We start from the raw sequence: 19625 nt of genomic DNA on the forward strand, positions 1-19625 counted from the left end.
CATTTTCAAAAGGCTAGACCCAAAATATCATTAACACCACGTTTACTTGCACAGTATTTGTGCTGCTAGTTAACGTTAACGTAAACTCCCTGCAATGTACTTACTGTTGACGTAAACGTCAACCTAGATTACCTTTCAGGACGACAATTAATTTACATGTTTTTGACACATCGCATTATTTGTTTCATCAATAGTGCACTATAAAAAATCGAACATAAGGAGCCACCCGTGGAACGAGAATCGATGGAGTTTGACGTAGTCATCGTCGGTGCCGGCCCAGCTGGACTATCAACCGCCTGCAAGCTTATGCAGCTTGCCAATGAAAACAACCAAGAGCTCATGGTCTGTGTTGTCGAAAAAGGCTCTGAAGTGGGTGCACATATTCTCTCAGGTGCGGTATTTGAGCCTAGAGCAATGAACGAACTTTTTCCAGATTGGAAGGAAAAAGGCGCACCTTTGAACACCCCAGTGACCGAAGATCATATTTATTTATTGAATAGTGAATCATCATCAAAACGCCTACCAAACGCGATTACCCCTAAAACCATGCATAACGATGGTAACTACATTGTGTCGATGGGTAACGTCTGTCGTTGGTTAGCTGAACAAGCGGAACAACTGGGTGTAGAAGTTTTCCCTGGCTTCGCCGCTTCTAAGGTCATTTATAATGACGACGGCAGTGTTGGTGGTGTATTAACGGGTGACATGGGTGTTGGCGCAGATGGCCAACCCAAAGATGGCTATATGCCGGGCATGGAACTTCGAGCGAAATACACCGTATTTGCAGAAGGTTGCCGTGGGCATTTAGGTAAAGATCTTATCGAGCACTTCTCACTTGATAAAGACGCTTCGCCACAACATTACGCAATAGGCTTCAAAGAAATTTGGGATATCGACCCTGCTAAACATCAGCCTGGTCTAGTCGTACATAGTGCTGGTTGGCCGCTAAATGACGCAACTGGTGGTAGTTATTTATACCATGCAGAAGATAATCAGGTATTCGTAGGCCTTATCGTCGATTTGAACTACAGCAACCCGTACTTAAGCCCATTTGACGAATTCCAACAGTTAAAACACCATCCTGTCTTTAAACAATACTTAGAAGGTGGTAAGCGTGTTTCTTATGGTGCTCGTGCAATTGCAAAAGGTGGCTTTAATTCTTTACCTAAAATGACGTTCCCCGGTGGCATTTTAGTAGGTTGTGAAGCAGGAACGCTTAACTTTGCGAAAATCAAAGGTAATCACACGGCCATGAAATCAGGCATGCTAGCTGCTGAGTCTATTATTGAAGCTTTAGCGAAGAATGCAGAAGCCCCTGAAAGTGAATTAACTGGCTATACCGATAAATTTAAAAATTCGTGGGTGTATGATGAATTATTCCGTTCACGTAATTTCGGACCGGCTATTCATAAATTAGGTAATTTCTGGGGGGGCGCATTTAATACGCTTGAGCAGAACTTCTTTAATGGTAATTTGTTTTTCACCATGAAAGACGAACATAAAGACTATGCTCAACTTGATTTGGCCTCTGATGCTAAAGAAATTAGCTACCCTAAACCGGATGGCGTTTTAAGTTTTGATAAGCTTTCTTCGGTATTTTTATCTAATACAAACCATGAAGAAGAGCAGCCTTGTCATTTACAATTAAAAGATGCTTCTATTCCACTAGAAGTTAATTACCCTAAATATGCAGAGCCTGCACAGCGCTACTGCCCTGCAGGGGTGTACGAAATTATTGAAGAGGAAGGGTCTAAGCGTTTTCAAATTAATGCGCAAAACTGCGTGCATTGTAAAACGTGTGATATTAAAGATCCTTCACAAAATATTCGTTGGGTTGTGCCTGAAGGTGCCGGCGGACCAAATTACCCAAATATGTAATTTTAAGCCATTTATCTTAAAAAATTAAAAAGCGGACTTTCTCCGCTTTTTTTTTGTGCTAAATTTAATTATGATTCGCCTGAAAAATCCACTACGAAACGCAAAGGTTATTAAATGAACGAATTTTTAGATATTTTAACCCATGGAAGACGTTTACAAGGTGCTGTAAAGGAATTAAGCATTCAAGAGCTAGAAACAGTGCAAGAAAAACTTGCAAATATTATTGATAAAAGAAAAGAAAAAGCGCTTGAAGAAGAAAAAGTCGGTCAAGAAAAACGCGCCAAGCTTGAAGAAATTAAAAAACAAATGGAAGAAGCGGGTTTAAATTTCGAAGACTTACAATCATTAAATGAAGATGCCCCTAAAAAGGTAGGTAAAAAGCGCCCTGTTAAATATAAATTAACAGATAGCGACGGTGTTACCCACCCTTGGACAGGCATCGGTCGTATGCCTCGCGTATATAAAGAAGCACTTGAAAGCGGAAAGTCGTTGGAAGACTATTCAGTAAACGCATAGTACTCGTGCTATAAAAATGGGTTAGCGGTGAGTAAATTTACTGCTACCCCTTCTATCTATCTCTTGTCATTTTTAAATTCCCCCCCACTACTAGTCTTAATTACTATTTTTAATAGGGTATAAAGTGTCTTTGCATTTCAAATTATCCGAAGCCCAAAAAGATTCTCCATGGTTAGTGTTAGTTCATGGTTTGTTTGGCAGTGCTGATAACTTAGCAGGCGTTAAGCGTCACTTTGAAAGCACCTACAATATTATTAGTATTGATTTACCTGATCACGGACAATCCCCTTGGACTAACGGGTTTACGTTGGAAGCTGCGGTAACGGGAGTTGTTGAAATACTCGATAATTACCAGATTGATAAAGCTGCTTTTTTAGGCCATTCCTTAGGCGGTAAAGTGGTAATGCAATTTGCGTTATTAAACCCTGACCGTGTTAGCCATTTAATTGTGGCAGATATTGCCCCCGTAAAATATTCACATAGTCATCAAGCAGTGTTCGATGGCCTTAAAAACGTCCCACTTGACGCGATAAGTGATAGGAAAGAGGCACAAGTTGCCCTTTCTGAATACGTTAAAGAGCCTGGTGTACAGCAGTTTTTGCTTAAAAGCTTATACCAAACTGACAGCAACGAGTGGAAATGGCGTTTTAATGTCGATGGATTAATTGCCAGTTATTCACGAATACTTGATTGGCCTCAAAGTAATTTGACCTTTACAGGTGTAACCTTGTTTATTAAAGGAGCCGAGTCAGATTACATTAATAATTCTTATAGGAAGGAAATTGCGAAATATTTCCCTAGTGCCAAAGCCCACATTATTGAGGGTACAGGACACTGGCTACATGCTGAGAAACCAAGTGTTTTCAATGCAATTGTGGCTCGCACATTAGAAAAGACGGCTAGTTAGCGTTATCTAAGATGCGAATGCCTATTATTACTTTTTTTTGACCCTTTTTGACTCTGCTAGGCGTATATACTGTGATATAGTTGCGCCAGATTTTTTCCAATAAAGACACTATGCTTGCAGAAAACTTTGAGCTAATTGAATCCATCATGCTGTACGGCGGTTTATTTATACTATTTGTATTGATGAGCTTTGCGGTACACGATGTCCTATCAAAAAATAACGTGCCGTTAATTGGGCGTGTTGTGACTTATGGGGTATTAGGCTTAGGAGCCATTGGTTTCCTAGCAAAAGGAATCATTGAATGGTTCTGGCTAAGCACAGGTGTATAGTAACTAGTAACGAATAATAGAGGTTTGATATGGCAAGCGTTGGCCTGTTTTTCGGAAGTGACACCGGTAATACCGAACATGTTGCGAAAATGATCCAGAAGGAATTGGGTAAACAGCTAATTGATGTAAAAGACATTGCCAAGAGCAGCAAAGAAGATATAGCAGAGTTTGATTTGCTTATTTTCGGGATCCCTACTTGGTACTATGGTGAAGCGCAATGTGACTGGGATGATTTCTTTCCAGAACTAGAAGACATTGATTTTACCGACAAGCTAGTAGCGATTTTTGGCTGTGGCGATCAGGAAGATTATGCAGAATATTTCCTTGATGCTATGGGTATGGTTCGCGATATCGTTGAAGGCCGTGGTGCCATTTTAGTAGGACAATGGCCTACTGAGAGTTACGATTTCGAAGCCTCTAAAGGGATGGCAGACGACAACCACTTTGTAGGCTTAGGCATTGATGAAGACCGTCAACCAGAGCTTACTGAGTCGCGTGTAAAATCGTGGTGTAAGCAAATTCATGACGAACTGTGTTTATCTGAATTAGCTTAATTCACAAGCTTCATGATTATAAGTAATAAAAACGCCGCTTTTGTTAGCGGCGTTTTTGTTTTCGTTATTATTTGTTCGATATTCACACCACAAAAAAAGTTAAAGCTGAAAACGCTCCACCGCTTTTCTAAGGCTGTCAGTTTGCGCATCTAGCATCATAGTCGACTCATTGGCTTGGCGGGTACTCTGGGCACTGGAGTCAGCCAGAGCAACAATGGTATTTAAGCTTGAGGCTACATCTGCCAGTAATACATCTTGCTGCTGGGTGTCTGTCACAATATGCTCATTTATTTGGCTTAAACGAGCAATAATTTCTCGAATACTTTCGACCTGCTGAGATACTTGTTGGGTAATTTCCACCCCTTCTTGGGCTTGTTCCCTGCCCGCATTTATTGCTTTTACCGCTTTCTCAGCATCTTTTTGAAGGTTGCCTATCATAGACTCGATTTCTTCGGTCGAGTCATGTGTACGATTTGCCAAGGTGCGTACTTCATCGGCTACTACGGCGAAGCCTCTGCCTTGCTCCCCTGCCCTGGCGGCTTCAATTGCTGCGTTAAGTGCTAATAAATTGGTTTGCTCTGCAATGGTTTTAATAACGTCCAAAATGCTACCAATACTGCGTGAGTGTCCATCTAAACGATTTATAATATCTGCGGATGCTTCAGCCTGTCGGGCTTGGCTGTCTACCTGACTGCGGTTTTGGGCAACTAGCACACTAATTTCTTCGCTTTGTGCGGTCACGGTATGCAGCGCTTCCATAGCATCATTAATTTGGCTTAAATTGCTACGACTCGTGTTTTGCACATCTTGTGTATTAGTAGAAATTACCGTGACTTGTTTACGTTGTTCATCCACACCTTGTAAGCTTTTTTCACCTAAGGCGACACTTTCTTTAGTAATGGTAATTAAGCGTTTTTCTTGTTCTAAAATATTCCCCACTAACTCTCGCAAATTATTGGTCAAACTATTCACTTTGACGGAAAGTGCCGTGAACTCATCGTTCCCTATTTCAGGCAGTGTATGGCTTAAATCCCCTTTACTCAGTTGAGTTAACCCTTCATTAATTCTTCCAAGGGGCGAAGAAATGCTTCGAGTCGCCAGCACACCTAACGTAATCGCTGCAATCAGGCCAATCACTGCCACAACAAAGTTTTTAACTAAGTTGGTTTGCACAGATTCCAAAATCGCATTTTGACCCTCAATTGATTCAGACTGCACACTATCAAACAATGTATTAATGCTGCTTAACGCCAACTGCAACGCCGTTAGTGCTTCGTCTTTTTTCGCTTGAGCAACGGCTATTTCATTTAACTTTTGTTGTTGCAGCGCCACTAAACCGTTGGTGCCGTTTACGTTTTCAATGAGTAAAGCAAATTGTTCATTGAAAGCAGCTACCGTGCCTCCATCATCAATATCAAGTGCAAGGCGGTTTAAGTAATCTTTATCTACCGTAATATTACTGATTTGATATTTAATATCGTCAATTATATTGGCCGTTTCTTGTGCATCTATACTGGCGGCAAGCTCGCTAAAAGAATCTGTGGTGGTAAGCAGCTTGTTATCGATATTCGTCCCTGCACCAATTAATGTGTCTAGGCTTGGACTATCTGACTCTAAGTAAGACAAATCCAGCATTAAGGCGCTTGCTTCATCTGCCTCGCTCATTACTTCAGTTAATTTGTCGGCCAACGCGCTTTCTATCACCATTCGCTGCGCTAACGCCCTATACATATCATGACTATTTTCTACGTAGGCTAAACTTGCATCTACTGCCTCTACCGCAATTGGATTACTGGGAAGAATAATAGTTAGGTTCTTGAGATCAGAAACAAACTCGTTCGATAGAGTTTCAAATTCTTGGCGATTTTGGGCCAACGCGCTGGGGGTATTTTCGTGAAAGCCATTTGCCGTAACCACAGATAAAGATAGGATCTCGGTTTTGACTTTAAGCATACTGGTTTGAGCCGGCATTTTCCGCTCAACCACGTCTTCTGCTGAACGCCTAATGTCGTTTAAACCGAAATAAGAAAGAATACTTGTGATGAGTAACAAACAACCAAAAAGGCCAAAACCTAGTTTTATTTTATTTATAACCGTTAATTGCATTGGCATAATTCCAAGCACGCGATGAAATCTACGTACCAACCTCGTTTACCATTATTACGCCAAGTTTAACAGAATGTTAAAAATATGCACCCAAAGTTTAAATAGATGCTATTAATCATTAACAATAACTGACACTTACAAACTGGTCTGTCCTCAAAAAACAAAATAGCCAACGAGATGCCACTTCAGTAAAAAATGCTAATTCGTTCGAATTTCCATCGTACCGAACAAGAATCAGTAGTTTTACTTTTAAATCCTGACGAGTTACCTATAATAGCCACATTGATAAACATCTCGTTCTCAGTAGGTTGTAATGGATCAGAATAAAGAACTTAAAAAAGCAGGTTTAAAAGTAACCCTGCCACGCCTCAAGATTTTGCAAATTTTGCAAGAACCTGAAAATCAACACATCAGTGCAGAGGACGTGTATAAGATTCTGATCGAGCAAGAGGAAGAGATTGGCCTTGCGACAGTTTATCGCGTGCTAAACCAATTCGATGATGCGGGTATCTTGAATCGCCATCATTTTGAAGGTGGCAAATCAGTTTTTGAAATAAGCCACAAAGAACATCACGATCACTTGGTATGCCTAAAATGTGGCAAGGTAATTGAGTTTGAAGACGATATTATCGAGCAGCGCCAAGATATGATTGCGAAGAAGCATAATATTAAGCTTACACATCATAGTTTGTATCTTTATGGTGAATGTACAGATGGAAATTGCGAAGGTAACGATTAGATACCGCAAAGCACTTCTGTTTAGCAAAAGCCCCTCAATGTGAATTGAAGGGCTTTTTTAGTTTAAAAGGAGTAATTAACGTTGAATAAATAAGAAGGTCCAAATTGACGACGTGATGACACGACACCCGTTGCATCATCAACGGTTTCTTCATCTTCATCTGTTAAGTTTGTGCCTGATATTGATACGCGCAACCCTTCAAGTGAGTCAATTCCAGCATCTGCAAAGTCATAACTGACCTGCGCATCAACCAGAGTTACTGCACTACGCGTTGCTTCTGATATTTTATTCGACCCTCCCCGCTCGTATGTTAAGAAGCCTGTTCTATCGGTTGTGGCCACTCTAAATTCAAAGCCTTCATACTGATAGTACATAGTAATAGAGTATGATTTGTCTGATTGCCCTGGTACGCGTGATCCATCTTCTAACTCAGCATCAACGTAAGTGTATGACGCCGCCACACCAAAGCCGTCGAGCACATCAGCTATCACATTCAATGGTACGTTAGCGGTAAGCTCAATACCTTTTACTGTGCCTTCAAGTCCATCTTCAAAGAACGAATATGTCCCCAAGTCTGGCGGTGTCACTACATCACCTTGTGAATAAAACACTCCCGCTGGGCCATAGGTACCATCATTTTCGATAACACGGTCGTGATAACCTGGTACGAAGTAGTTAGCGCCGTTATTGGTTTCATCGTTCGTGAAATCAATAGTTTGATCGCCGTCTCTGGTCCAGTTAACTAAATCTTTATAAAAATAGGCAACGGCAAAGTAGCCTTCGTCACTAAAATAGTTCTCATACGACAAATCAAAGTTGTTTGCTTCCAGCGGCCGTAATTGTGGGTTCCCAGTAAATTTAGACCAAGGCGAGCCATAATTTTCTATGGCTTCTGCGGAGTTAGGAATGGAAATTTGGTCAATATTTTGTGTGAACTTCACAAAACCCGACGCTTTCATTTGATCGATTCGTGCGCGGCTAATTGTTTTGTTCGCCGCAAACTTAAGAAACTGGCTGTCAGCAAATTCAAGGCTTAGGTTTAAGCTGGGTAACACATGACTATAATCAGCGCCTAAATCAACTTTACAGCTCTCATCGACCAGACCATCATCGTTATCATCACAAACTTTAAAGTTGCTTCCTACTACGCCTATGGTGCCCGTAGACGATTGTTGCGTATCTACATACTGCACACCTACGTTACCTACCAAAAACATGTCGTTAAACGCGTATTCAAAGTTGGTTTTCACATACAAGGTAACCACTTCTTCGTTCACTTCATAAGTATCACCTAAACGATCGGGCTCTAAGAAACCAGCATCGTTTTGGGTATATGTACCGTCCTCATACGGGGCAAAACCGTCATAAGCTACCACCTCTCCTAGCCCCATCCATGTTAAGTCTGCCAAGCCATAAACGTAGTCAGATGGAATCGATTCGCTGGATGGGTAGGTATCTGTAGTAGCGAAAAAGCCTTTATTTACCTTGTCTTTAAAGCGATCTGAATAATTAACCCCTGCAGTGACTTTCGTGAAAATATCACCTGAAAGGTTGCCAACCACTTCAAATTTTACAGTGGTGAGTTCTTCAGTAAAATCAGCATAATTAAGGAAACCGTCTTGTGCGTCTAAGTAAGAAAGCGGGTTTCCATTCACTTGTAACGCGTCGGTTTCAAACTGATCTGATAAACTCGCCATTCCGCCTCCCCACGCTTGTGGGCCTGCAAGTTGCAATAAGTTAGGATCGGAAAATGCGTCTAAACCGGATGAGTCAGTGAATACAATGCCGTCAGGCGACATTTGAAATTGTCGAGTACCATATTGAGAAGGGTCAACGGTGCCTGACCGCCCTAACCCGGCGTACGATTCGCCGCGTAAGTCCCGCTTATCCGATTTACTGGTGGCCGCATCCAATTCTACCGACCAGTTGTCGGTAACAAAGTATTCTAAATTAAGCCCCAGCGTATTCAGTTCACCGGTTTTCTGCCTAGGATCAGTTCTAAGGACGGGGTTAGCGTTAATTTGCGTGCCGGTACTATTTGCTCCCGTGCCTACCACGTTAACAGCCGAGAACGGGTCGATGATGCCCCGTCTTATGCCCGAGTCTGAATAATCTATATTCAATACATCAAGCACAATATCCAGTTTATCGGTAGGACGGTATTGAAACACGGCTGAGATGGTATCTCGCTTTAGCTCAGTGCTAATAACATGGCTACTGATACCCGTTGGTAATATTTGTCCATCGTCATTAGTCGCATAACCCCAAACACCATAGTTACGGTGATTGTTAGGCGATTCCGTGGTTGCCAGTGCTACTGCAACACCAAAAGTATCATCGGCAAATTTTTTGTTAAAACTGAGCGCCGCACGGTGGCCTTTATTACTGTACTCTGGGTTATCGGAATCGCGCTCCCCCAGTTCGTAACTTGTGTTAATTGTGATAGTGTCGCTTGCTTGCAAGGGATGAACGGTTTGCAAATCAACCGTGCCACCAATACCTTGTACCATTAAGTCGGCTTCGGTGGTTTTATAAATGGTGGCGCCTGTCATAATTTCAGAAGGGTATAAATCGTATTCAACCCCTCGGTTATCACCAATTCCAATAAGTTCTCTGCCGTTCAGTGACGTGCCAGTAAAGTCTTCTTTAAAACCTCGGATAGAAATACCCGAAGTACGGCCACCACTTCGCTCCCCTGCTAGGCCTGGGAGTCTAGCCAGTGATTCTGCAATTGATGAGTCTGGTAGCTTGCCTATATCTTCTGCTGATATTGATTCAACAATAGAAGATGCATTCATTTTTTCGGCTTGAGAGCGGGCTAATGCACCACGAATGCCTGAAACTGAAATGACCTCAATATCACTATTTACGGTACTTTCTGCGTCTTGTGCTAACGCAACTGAGGGCGAAAGTATGGCGGAAATAGATGATGCAATTAACCCCAGTTTGAATATTCCATTCTTCATGTGTTTCTCCAAGTTTTAGTTGTGTGCTTGGCGGCCGGTACGTTTGCTAACTCCCGTTCCGTACCGCCTGTTAAAACCGTGTGCTTACTACTGATCAGTGTTTAAAATTTCATAAAAAGCTAAGTCGACGCCATTCGTCCAACCAAAGCCATCTTGCGTTGGATATTCCCCTCCTCCGGCTTTCATTGACGTATCAACAACGTTGTACTTTTCCATCATTTTGCCTTCTTGCGCATACACCTTTTCATTGAGTGCCAACCAGCGCTTCATAACGTCGTTAGCGAAAGTGCCTTCGTCGTAATTCAAAAGGCCTTTTACACCAATATATTGAAGTGGTGCCCACCCATTCGGATAATCCCATTGCTCGCCCGTATTGGTTAATGTAGTGACAAAACCACCTGGCTTGAGGAAGTGTTTATGGAGGTACTTAACAACGTGCTCTGCTGCTAGCGGTTTGGCTGCGCCCACGTATAACGGGTAAGCCATTGCCATAGAAGGGCGTTGAGTATGGGCTTTACGCTTGAAATCATAGTCTTGATAAGTGCCAGTTTCTTCATCGAAATGGTACTTGTGGATTAGCGCTTTTCGTTGTTCTGCACGTGCTTCAAAGTACTTGGCTTTGCTGTCGTTGTTTACCTGCTTGTGCAGTAAGGCGATGGTGGATTCCAACTGGTACAGTAAGCTGGTTAAGTCTACTGGAATAATGTCCATCGCATGGGTAGTGGTTTTATTCTTACCATCGCTGAACCAGCGACTACTAAAGTCCCAACCCGACTCGCATACCGCCCTTAGGTTTCTAAAAAAATTGTCTTTTTCAGAGGGGGATTTATGTTGGGACCAGCGACTTTCTTTACCGTAAGCTTCAGCTCGGGGCTTGGCTATCGCACCATAATATCGATTTAAAAAGTCACCGTTTTCAAGCGTAATTAAGTGCTTTCCTTCTTTTTCACTTGCGGGGATATCAGTATTTCCGTCCATCCAAAACAGATATTCTTTTTCAAGCTGAGGTAAGTACTGAACAATACTTTCAAGCCCTTTTTTATCGGCGTACGCCAGTAAAGTGGCTGCGAATAAGGGTGGTTGTGAACGGCTTAAGAAATAGCTTCGATTGCCATTTGGAACAAAACCAAATTGGTCAATCTGGTAGGCAAAGTTATCAATCATCCCTTTAGCCAGTGTGGTGTGATCTGATGCCAATAAGCCCACAATGGTAAAGTAACTGTCCCAGTAGAACATTTCCCTAAAGCGCCCCCCTGGCACAACATAAGGGTTAGGCAATTCTATCAAGCTAGAGAATTCAGACGTTTTAACCGGTTGCCTAACTAAGTTCTTCCAGTGGTTTTTAAGGTGAACCTGCAATGACGCTTCGTGAGTGACTTTGGTCTCTTTAGTCGCTTGAGGCAAGGAGAAGTTGTCTAATACGAATGCCTTGAGATCAAAATCACTTGTGTCTTTCAACGATTCATATTTCTGTAAAATAACATTTGGATCTTGATTAGGAATGGCATCGACGAAGGTTTTATAATCACCAAGAACTTTTGCGGTTTGTACTGCTTCAAAAAGCTCAGGGAACGCGTCTTCCGCTTGATAGACTATTGCTGAATAGCCCTTTGTATTTGCTGGTTGTGCCGAGTGCACAGAAACCAATGGACTAGACAACATGACTACTAATGCAATCTTGCTAAGTTGCTTATTAAATTTAATTGCTCTGTTGCTTTTTCGTATGACTCTACCTCTATTCAAAATTTTATCGTCAGCCGTTTACTTAGGTTTTAACGCCCTGATAGTTTGTACAAATGTAATTTTTTAAAACTCAACCATATTGGAAACCGGTTTCCTTAATAGGTACAAAAATAGGCTATATGTTCTAACGCGCTTAAACGCCGTTTGGGTATGTGTACCTATAGATGAGTAAGTATTAGACGATCATGGCTAAGAGAAGGGTTAATATTAACCCGACAAAGCCAATAATAGTGGCCATGCACGTCCAGGATATTAAGGTGGTTTTTACTGAAATATCGAAATAGCGGTTAATGATCCAAAACCCCGTATCGTTTACATGTGACATTGCTGTAGCTCCGGCAGCAATAGAGATAGTCATTAGCGCTAATAAAGAGGGTGATAACGACAAAGCATTTACCACAGGTGCCATCAGACCTGCAGCCGTTAACATTGCAACAGTTGCCGAGCCTTGAATAATTCTTACGGAAATGGCAATAAGAAACCCAGCCATAAGCGGTGGTAAGGGTGAAAGTGCCACCACATCAGCAAAGGCTTGTCCTGCCCCCGAATCGATTAATACTTGTTTGAACATACCACCCGCACCTGTCACTAATATCACGAGTGCAACCGGCTCTAACCCTTTCGATGCCACATTTCTCACTTGATCTGCGCTTAAGCCTTGGTTTTTTCCAAGCCACTTAAAACATGCCAAGGTCGCGATGGTGAGTGCGATGAAAGGATGCCCAACAAAAATAAATACCTGTTTTGCTATGCCGTCGGCTAGCACAAATTTCGCAATTGACCCGACGAGGATCACAACAAGAGGAAAGAATAACAAAGCGGCCACTAATGAAAACGAGGGCAATGCTTCTACTGGCCTAGCCTCGATATTTCTAATATGTTCCGGCACTGGCACATGGATTTTTTTGGCGATATAGGAAGCGTAAATTGGGCCTGCAATACAAGCACATGGCACACCAACGATAAAACCAAATAAAATCACTAGTCCAATGTCGGCATTTAATATAGATGCTACGGCTACAGGTCCTGGCGTGGGGGGAATAAAGGCATGGGTAACCGCAAGCCCTGCTGCTAAAGGAATGCCATAATAAATTAATGACTTACCGGTTTTTTGCGCCATTGAATATATCAATGGCATTAATATAATAAGTCCTACCTCAAAAAACACAGGTATCGCCACAAGGAAACCGGTTATTACCAGTGCCCATTGGCTATTTTTTTCACCGAACTTCTGCTTGATGGTTAGTGCCAGTCTATCCACACCACCTGACTCTTCTAGGAATTGCCCGAACATTGCGCCTAGCCCCACTATGGTGGCAACAAATCCAAGAGTATTTCCCATTCCACTTTGCATTGAATTGAGCACTTCTGTGGCGTCCATTCCCGTGCCTAATCCTACAAAAGCTGCTGCAATAATAATGGCAATAAATGCATGTACTTTTTTAGCAATAACCAAATAAGCCAGCAGCACAATGCTGATGATGGCGAAAAAAAGAAGTGAAAAAGTATCTGACATGTTTCTTCCCTATAAACCGTACTTAAACCTGTAATTAGCGGCACGTAAAAATCTGAGGTACACGATAATAATTTTAATTATTTAGTAAACAGAGAATACCCAGGCAACCCGTTGTTATTCTATGCAACACTACGTTAACAAATTGTGTATTCGCCGTAACAATATTATAAAGAAACCTTGAACGCAACCGGTTTCCGAATTATGCTTATTTTAAATTAATTAACGTAGTGTCGGGCTCATTGCTTAGCATTGAATCAAAGAGGTAGTTGAATGACTGCAAATACCGTTTTCTTTATTACTGGCGTTTCAGGCACAGGGAAATCTACTATCGGCGAGCGTGTGGCTTCTGAACTGGGACTTGTTTTTGAGGAAGGTGATAGTTATCACCCTGCGGCTAGCGTAGAAAAAATGTCTGCTGGTATTCCGTTAGAAGATGCCGACAGATGGGACTGGTTAACGCATTTGAATAAAATAGCCAAAGATCATTTGGCAAATGATCGAAGCGCTATTATTTCTTGTTCAGCGCTTAAAGCATCCTACCGAGCAATATTATGTGAAGGGCTGGGTAAAGGGCTAAGTGAAGAGCTAACAGGAAGGCAAGCTGAAGAGAAAAAAAATCCATTAGCTAAAAGCGTTCAATCGAATGTAAGGTTCATCTACTTACATGCCTCTACCGATACCATTGGCCAAAGGCTTATACAAAGACAGCATTTTTTTGTGGGCGATGATATGCTCAAAAGTCAGTTTGCTACCCTTGAAATACCAAATAAAGATGAGGCTTTCTTTGTGGATGTTTCACAAAGCATCGATGAGGTGGTGGCCAAATGCAAGACGTTTATCAGCTCAGTGACAGACGCGACATAACCCCTGGATTAAGGCCCCTTTTAATATAGCCTATAGCCCTCATCACGGCTTAAAATGTAAACTGCGCACTAATAATAAAAATTGAATATACCCTATGAAAAATTTAAAAAAACGTACAACCATTTCAGATATCGCAGCACATTTAGGTATTCACAAAACTACAGTTTCTCGCGCACTTAAAGATTCAAGTAGTATTTCTAAAGCGTTATCGCTGAAAATAAAGAAAGCGGCTAAGGAATTAAATTACATCCCCAACCGTGCAGCACAAAGTTTATCTATTCAAAACAATAAAACGATTGCGTTGCTACTCCCTTCATTTGGAAACAATGTTTTTAATGATGTAGTTTCAGGCGTAAAAGCGGTTGCTGATGAACTTGGCTATGCATTAATGATTGGTGACTCTACCTATTCAGAATTGGGAGAGGAACGTATTGTTGAATCTTATATTCAGCAAGCAGTTTCAGGTTTTATTCTCACTTCTAGTCGTCATACCGACGAAACCATAAGAATGTTAAAAACCAGCGATGCACCGGTGGCGGAAATTATGGATATGTCGGAGTCTACTTTTGATATTAACTATGGTGTAAATCATTTCAATGCGGCAAAAGAAATGACGGACTATTTAGTAAACGTGAAGGGCAGAAAGAAAATTGCTTTTTGTTCATTGCTGCTTGATTGGCGTGCTGTACTTAGAAAACGAGGCTGGGAGCAAGCCCTTCATAATGCACAGTTGCAAGATGATATGTGCCTTCAGTCACGTGCTGATGCCTCATTTCAAGCGGGCGCTGAATTGCTAGTGGAATCGCTTCACAAATGGCCAGACTTAGATGCCCTATTTTTTGTTAGTGATGAACTTGCAGCCGGAGCTGTAATGGAATGTAATCGCAGGGGAATAAAACCGGGAAAAGACATTGATATATGTGGTTTCAACGATTTGAGCTTTGCGAAAGCTATTTACCCTTCCCTTACCACGGTATCTACACCAAGAAGGGAGATGGCTGAATTAGCCACCCGATCATTGATATCAATTATTGAAGGTAAAAGTGTAAGCGAAACAAGCAAAGTGTTCCCCTATCACATTAAGTTAAGGGAAACCGCCTAGGCATTTTGCCTGCTTGCGCTTCCCTATCCTTCATTTTACAGCAGTGTTAAATGACTTATGTTCAGGCTTAAAACATCAAGCGTTTCTTTTAAGCCTTTAGTTTTAACTCTATGCCCTAAGCCTCAAACTTATAATTGTGATAAGCCTTTATGGCTTTCTCCCACATCGGCCCTACTTCACCGCTACCAATGGTTTTACCATCAACTTCAATGACAGGGGCAATTTCTTTGCTTGAAGAGGTTAACCACACTTCATCTGCATTGAATAAATCTTCCTTAGTAAACCACTTTTCTTCTACTGCCAAACCCGCTCGTTTGAATGCTTCTAACGCTATTTGACGGGTAATTCCCGGTAACAGCTGGTTATCTAATGGTGGGGTAAAAATGGCATTATCTTTTACCATGAACACGTTGCAAGAACTCGCCTCAGTGATAATGCCGTCACTGTTGTGCAAGATAGTTTCTTGCACGCCACTATCTACCCCCGCCTGAAAGTGCATCACATTACCTAACAATGACGTTGATTTGATATGGCAACGCTGCCAGCGCTTGTCTTCTTCAAGCGCCACCTTAAAAGGCTTAACATTGGCTGCTTCTAACGGTTGAGATGGCGCAATTTCAAAGGCAAAACCAAATACGGTAGGCGTAATATTTTGCGGGTAGGCATGATAACGCTTGGTGTCCGTTCCACGACTAATATGAAAATACACGCCAATGTTTCCGTTTGGAAAATGGCTGGCATTGGCGTCGATAAGCCCGTTTAGATTTTGTTGCCACTGCTGTGCATTGTATGGGTTAGTAATAGAAATAGCCGCTAATCCATCGCGCATTCTGCTTAAGTGGCCGGTCATCCCTACCGCTTTACCATGGTAAGTGGGAATAACTTCGTAAATACCATCACCGAATAAAAAGCCTCGGTCCATGGGGGAAATTTTAGCTTCTGATAACGGCATGAATTCGCCGTTTAAAAATGCAATGGTCACTCTTATTCTCCTGTAAGGCGAAGTCGTTTTTGCCAATTTAATAAAAATGCGGCGCGAGCATCGTCGTAATGCTGACTCATGAAGGTAACAGTTTCCCCCGGCACGGCTTGCGCTAAACGATTAACATCAAGCAAACTTACACTGCCAAGCTTTGGATAACCGCCTAAGGTTTGTCTGTCTCGCATCATCACAATAGGTTGTCCGTCGGGCGGAATTTGCATCGCACCGATATGTATCGCTTCAGAACGCATTTTAGTCATATTGCTATGTATGGGTGAACCAGACAATCGATAGCCCATACGGTTAATATTTGTTGTTACCGTATACTCGTTTAAAAACAAACGCCCTTTTTCAGAAGCGCTAAACTTGTCTTCTTGGTAGCCTAAGATAAGCGCTAAGGGCTGACTTAAGTCGTATTGCGGCCAGTACTTCGTTGCCAAAGCCCTATGAGCATTTTGAATTGTTGGGGTTTCAATATTGATGGTATCTCCAACCCCTAACGGCGCGCCTTTATTTTCTAGGCCGCCTATACCTTCGCGCAAGACCGTGCTCGCACTGCCTAGGGGTGAAGGTACTTGCCACCGACCGTGTATTGCAAGATAGGCCTTGCTGCCCATGTGTTCACTGTCAATAGATACCCGATCACCCGCTTTAACAAAGATAGTTTCAAATGGAGAAACTGACTGATCATTTACTAGGCAAACCACATTGCGACCCGTGGCAGCAACTTGCGCATCGGTATCACACACAAATTTTGCGCATCCTATAATTTCAATACAGGGCGTTCCTTCTTGGTTACCAGCCAAATAATTCGCCCACCAATATGCTTCTTCATCCATAGGGCCTGACTGACAAAAGCCTTGATGCTGTTTACCTTGTCGACCGTTGTCGATAATTAGGCTCAGCAAACCATTTTGTTCAACACTAACCTTCATGCAAGTCTCTGAATTCCTGTTCTGAAATGGGCGCGAACTTAACATTGTCACCTACTTTTAAAAGCGCGTTATGGCTAGTGTCCACTAAATTCAGTGGGCATAAACCTAACAAGTGCCAGCCACCAGGCGATGACGATGGGTAAATAGCAGTTTGCGCATCGGCAATCGCCACTGCCCCTTTAGGTACCTTATTTCGTGGCGTTTCTAATCTAGCGCACTGTAAGGTTTCGGGCACATTCCCCATATAAGCAAAGCCAGGGGCGAAGCCCACGGCGTAAACTTTGTAAGTCATACTAATGTGAGCATCAATAATATCCTGCTCACTTAACCCCGTTTTTTGGCTTACCAACGCTAAGTCGTTAGCCGGTTCTGCGCCATACCACACAGGTATTTCATGAGTTTTTGCACTAATGCCGCCAGTGCCATTGATACTCATATTCGCATCTTGGGCCGCTAGCGAGCGAAGCATCTGATAAACAAAGTGGCTATCCACTTTATGAGCATCAAAAACCAGCAGCAATGAATCGTAGGCTGGAACACATTCTTTTAGCCATGGAAACGTCAGGCTCGTAATGGAATGCAACCAATGCTGACATCGCGCATTGGCAACATCTACCGTGTCGCCCGCAAAGTACAAAAGTATGGCATCTAAACCGGCAGGTACTATCTGCTTAATATCCCCAAAGGGATGCATAGTAATATCCTTAATAAAAAGGGTGAAATTATGGCGACGTTAAGGCATTTAGGTGATTTATTAAGTAAAAAATGAAATCACTTGGTGTTTTCTTCTACTTTGTAAATTCCTTATATCTGCAAGCCATCTATTTCATGCATTCACGAATTTGTTGTGCAATCTCGACAGCACCCGCGGTATCGCCATGTACGCACAGTGTGTCAGCCTGCAATGGCAGTCTTTGCCCGCTAACGGTGACGACTTCCCCATCTTCAATCAAAAGCTTCGCTTGGGTTAGCGCTTCTGCGGCGGTTAACACCGCGCCTTCTTGTGAGCGGGGCTGCAAAAAACCTTCATCGGTATAGCGACGATCTGAAAACGCTTCGAATATTAACGTCAATCCATATTCTTGTGCTTCAAGCTCCAAGGCTTCATTGTGTGCGTGAGATTGCACCATCAACCCCAACCGGCCTTTGTTAATACTCCCCACAGCTTGCATGACCGCGGTACGCACTTGAGGGTCAAGCATCATATCGTTGTATAACGCTCCATGGGGTTTCACATAACTTACCGGCACGCCAACGATACTGGCCATCCCCATCAATGCACTAACTTGATATTGAACACAGGCTATCAGTTCTTTTATTGGCATAGCGAGACTTCGACGCCCAAACCCTTGTAAATCGGGATAAGAGGGATGCGCGCCTATTTCAACATTACTGTTCTTAGCCAGATACAATGCTTGTTTCATCACCACGGGATCACCGGCATGAAAGCCGCACGCAATGTTAGCTTGGTCAATAAATTTCATAATGTCGGCGTCTACAGGCATTTGCCATGCACCGAAACTTTCACCTAAATCGCAATTTAACTTCATAAGTGTTTAGCTCTTAACCTCAATCCGATATCATGTTACCTGTTCTTTTTTAAAAGTCAGTGTTAATGATAAATATTGGAAAAATTAATACATTAAAAGTGGTCGCCGAATATCCGTTTGGCTATGCGTTAGCACCACTTACCGATAATGTAGATGAAACCGACTACAGTAGTGAAGATATGCCTACTGTAACCTTACCTCACGACGAAGTAACCACGTCGCTGGAAGTGGAGCAAACCCTAGATGTGTTTGTGGCTACCGATCAGCGAGGCGATTTGTTTGCTACCTTGAAGCCACCGCGCATACAAGTGGGTGAAACCAAGGTACTTAAAGCGGTCTCGGCTACACACTTCGGTGCATTCTTCGACTGGGGCCTAGAGAACGACTTACTCATTCCTGCCGATTATCAAGAATCGCCTATAGATCCCGGCATGTATTACGTTGTTCACGCTTTCTTTGATGAAAAAACAAATAGAATTTTAGGTGCAACCCGTTTGCACTATTTCCTTAAAGAAGGAAGCGCCTATCTTAGCGAAGGTGAAAATGTAAGTTGTTTGGTTTATGCCAAGTCAGACTTAGGCTTTAAAGTGGTATTGAACGAAAGAGCCCTGGGCTTAATATTCCATAGCGATGCATTTAAACCACTTAAAGTAGGGCAATCTACCGATGGCGTAGTCAAAACCATCCGTGAAGATGGCAAAATTGATGTGGTGTTGCAGCGTCATGATAAGGAAACCCGAGATGCCTTGCAGCAAGCCATCTTAGATGATTTGGAAGCCCATGGTGGCATTTCAACATTAACCGACAAAAGTCCGCCCGACGCCATTTACCAACACTTTAATGTGAGCAAAGCCGCTTATAAAAAAGCATTAGGCGCATTGTATAAGCAAAAGAAAATTACCATTGGCACAGACGCCGTTCGTCTCACCCAATCGTAA

At 42.4% G+C, this 19625-nt stretch carries 17 protein-coding genes; 9 read left to right on the forward strand and 8 right to left on the reverse strand.

What is annotated here, in order from left to right:
* The first annotated feature begins 228 nt into the window (after positions 1–228).
* From AMBT_RS08925 to fldA, 5 genes are all read left to right on the forward strand, one after another.
* The gene (locus AMBT_RS08925) at positions 229–1878 is read left to right on the forward strand and encodes an electron transfer flavoprotein-ubiquinone oxidoreductase (RefSeq protein WP_013784290.1); all 1650 of its coding nucleotides are present in this window, start codon (positions 229–231) and stop codon (positions 1876–1878) included.
* Positions 1879–1992: 114 nt separating this feature from the next.
* On the forward strand, positions 1993–2394 hold the full coding sequence (locus AMBT_RS08930; RefSeq protein WP_013784291.1) for an H-NS histone family protein: 402 nt from the start codon (positions 1993–1995) through the stop codon (positions 2392–2394).
* Between the two features lie 124 nt (positions 2395–2518).
* On the forward strand, positions 2519–3301 hold the full coding sequence (locus tag AMBT_RS08935; RefSeq protein ID WP_013784292.1) for an alpha/beta fold hydrolase: 783 nt from the start codon (positions 2519–2521) through the stop codon (positions 3299–3301).
* Between the two features lie 110 nt (positions 3302–3411).
* Entirely contained in the window at positions 3412–3630 is a 219-nt protein-coding gene (locus AMBT_RS08940) for a DUF2788 domain-containing protein (RefSeq protein WP_013784293.1), read from the forward strand.
* 29 nt (positions 3631–3659) lie between these two features.
* Positions 3660–4184: a flavodoxin FldA gene (fldA, locus tag AMBT_RS08945; protein ID WP_013784294.1), complete on the forward strand. Its 525-nt coding sequence runs from the start codon at positions 3660–3662 to the stop codon at positions 4182–4184.
* A gap of 99 nt (positions 4185–4283) precedes the next feature.
* On the opposite strand, the gene AMBT_RS08950 is transcribed toward fldA, so the two are convergent.
* Positions 4284–6290, reverse strand: a complete 2007-nt coding sequence (locus AMBT_RS08950) for a methyl-accepting chemotaxis protein (protein ID WP_013784295.1) — start codon at positions 6288–6290, stop codon at positions 4284–4286.
* A 313-nt stretch (positions 6291–6603) separates the two neighbouring features.
* Here AMBT_RS08950 and fur point away from each other — a divergent pair, with 313 nt between their 5' ends.
* Positions 6604–7029, forward strand: a complete 426-nt coding sequence (fur, locus tag AMBT_RS08955) for a ferric iron uptake transcriptional regulator (RefSeq protein ID WP_013784296.1) — start codon at positions 6604–6606, stop codon at positions 7027–7029.
* Positions 7030–7091: 62 nt separating this feature from the next.
* Here fur and AMBT_RS08960 read toward each other — a convergent pair whose 3' ends face one another.
* The 3 genes from AMBT_RS08960 to AMBT_RS08970 form a co-directional block, all read right to left on the reverse strand.
* A complete protein-coding gene (locus AMBT_RS08960) occupies positions 7092–9995 on the reverse strand; it encodes a TonB-dependent receptor (protein ID WP_013784297.1) in 2904 nt (967 codons plus the stop codon).
* 87 nt (positions 9996–10082) lie between these two features.
* On the reverse strand, positions 10083–11657 hold the full coding sequence (locus tag AMBT_RS08965; protein WP_013784298.1) for a trehalase family glycosidase: 1575 nt from the start codon (positions 11655–11657) through the stop codon (positions 10083–10085).
* Between the two features lie 256 nt (positions 11658–11913).
* Positions 11914–13254: a GntP family permease gene (locus tag AMBT_RS08970; protein WP_013784299.1), complete on the reverse strand. Its 1341-nt coding sequence runs from the start codon at positions 13252–13254 to the stop codon at positions 11914–11916.
* A gap of 270 nt (positions 13255–13524) precedes the next feature.
* Here AMBT_RS08970 and AMBT_RS08975 point away from each other — a divergent pair, with 270 nt between their 5' ends.
* Positions 13525–14118, forward strand: a complete 594-nt coding sequence (locus AMBT_RS08975; RefSeq protein ID WP_013784300.1) for a gluconokinase — start codon at positions 13525–13527, stop codon at positions 14116–14118.
* A gap of 94 nt (positions 14119–14212) precedes the next feature.
* A complete protein-coding gene (locus AMBT_RS08980; protein ID WP_013784301.1) occupies positions 14213–15220 on the forward strand; it encodes a LacI family DNA-binding transcriptional regulator in 1008 nt (335 codons plus the stop codon).
* Positions 15221–15335: 115 nt separating this feature from the next.
* Here the strand turns inward: AMBT_RS08980 and AMBT_RS08985 are convergent, their stop codons facing one another.
* From AMBT_RS08985 to AMBT_RS09000, 4 genes are all read right to left on the reverse strand, one after another.
* Positions 15336–16202 (reverse strand): D-amino acid aminotransferase, encoded by an 867-nt coding sequence (locus AMBT_RS08985; RefSeq protein WP_013784302.1) that lies wholly within the window; start codon positions 16200–16202, stop codon positions 15336–15338.
* Positions 16203–16204: 2 nt separating this feature from the next.
* Positions 16205–17137, reverse strand: a complete 933-nt coding sequence (locus tag AMBT_RS08990) for a 5-oxoprolinase subunit C family protein (RefSeq protein ID WP_013784303.1) — start codon at positions 17135–17137, stop codon at positions 16205–16207.
* Entirely contained in the window at positions 17127–17831 is a 705-nt protein-coding gene (locus AMBT_RS08995) for a 5-oxoprolinase subunit B family protein (protein WP_013784304.1), read from the reverse strand. The genes AMBT_RS08990 and AMBT_RS08995 overlap by 11 nt, the downstream gene beginning before the upstream one ends.
* A gap of 127 nt (positions 17832–17958) precedes the next feature.
* Positions 17959–18687: a 5-oxoprolinase subunit PxpA gene (locus AMBT_RS09000; protein WP_013784305.1), complete on the reverse strand. Its 729-nt coding sequence runs from the start codon at positions 18685–18687 to the stop codon at positions 17959–17961.
* 65 nt (positions 18688–18752) lie between these two features.
* On the opposite strand from AMBT_RS09000, the gene AMBT_RS09005 reads away from it, so the two are divergent.
* Complete coding sequence (locus tag AMBT_RS09005) at positions 18753–19625, forward strand: CvfB family protein (RefSeq protein ID WP_013784306.1); 873 nt, start codon at positions 18753–18755, stop codon at positions 19623–19625.

This window comes from Alteromonas naphthalenivorans (assembly GCF_000213655.1).
In the GTDB taxonomy this organism is placed as follows: domain Bacteria; phylum Pseudomonadota; class Gammaproteobacteria; order Enterobacterales; family Alteromonadaceae; genus Alteromonas; species Alteromonas naphthalenivorans.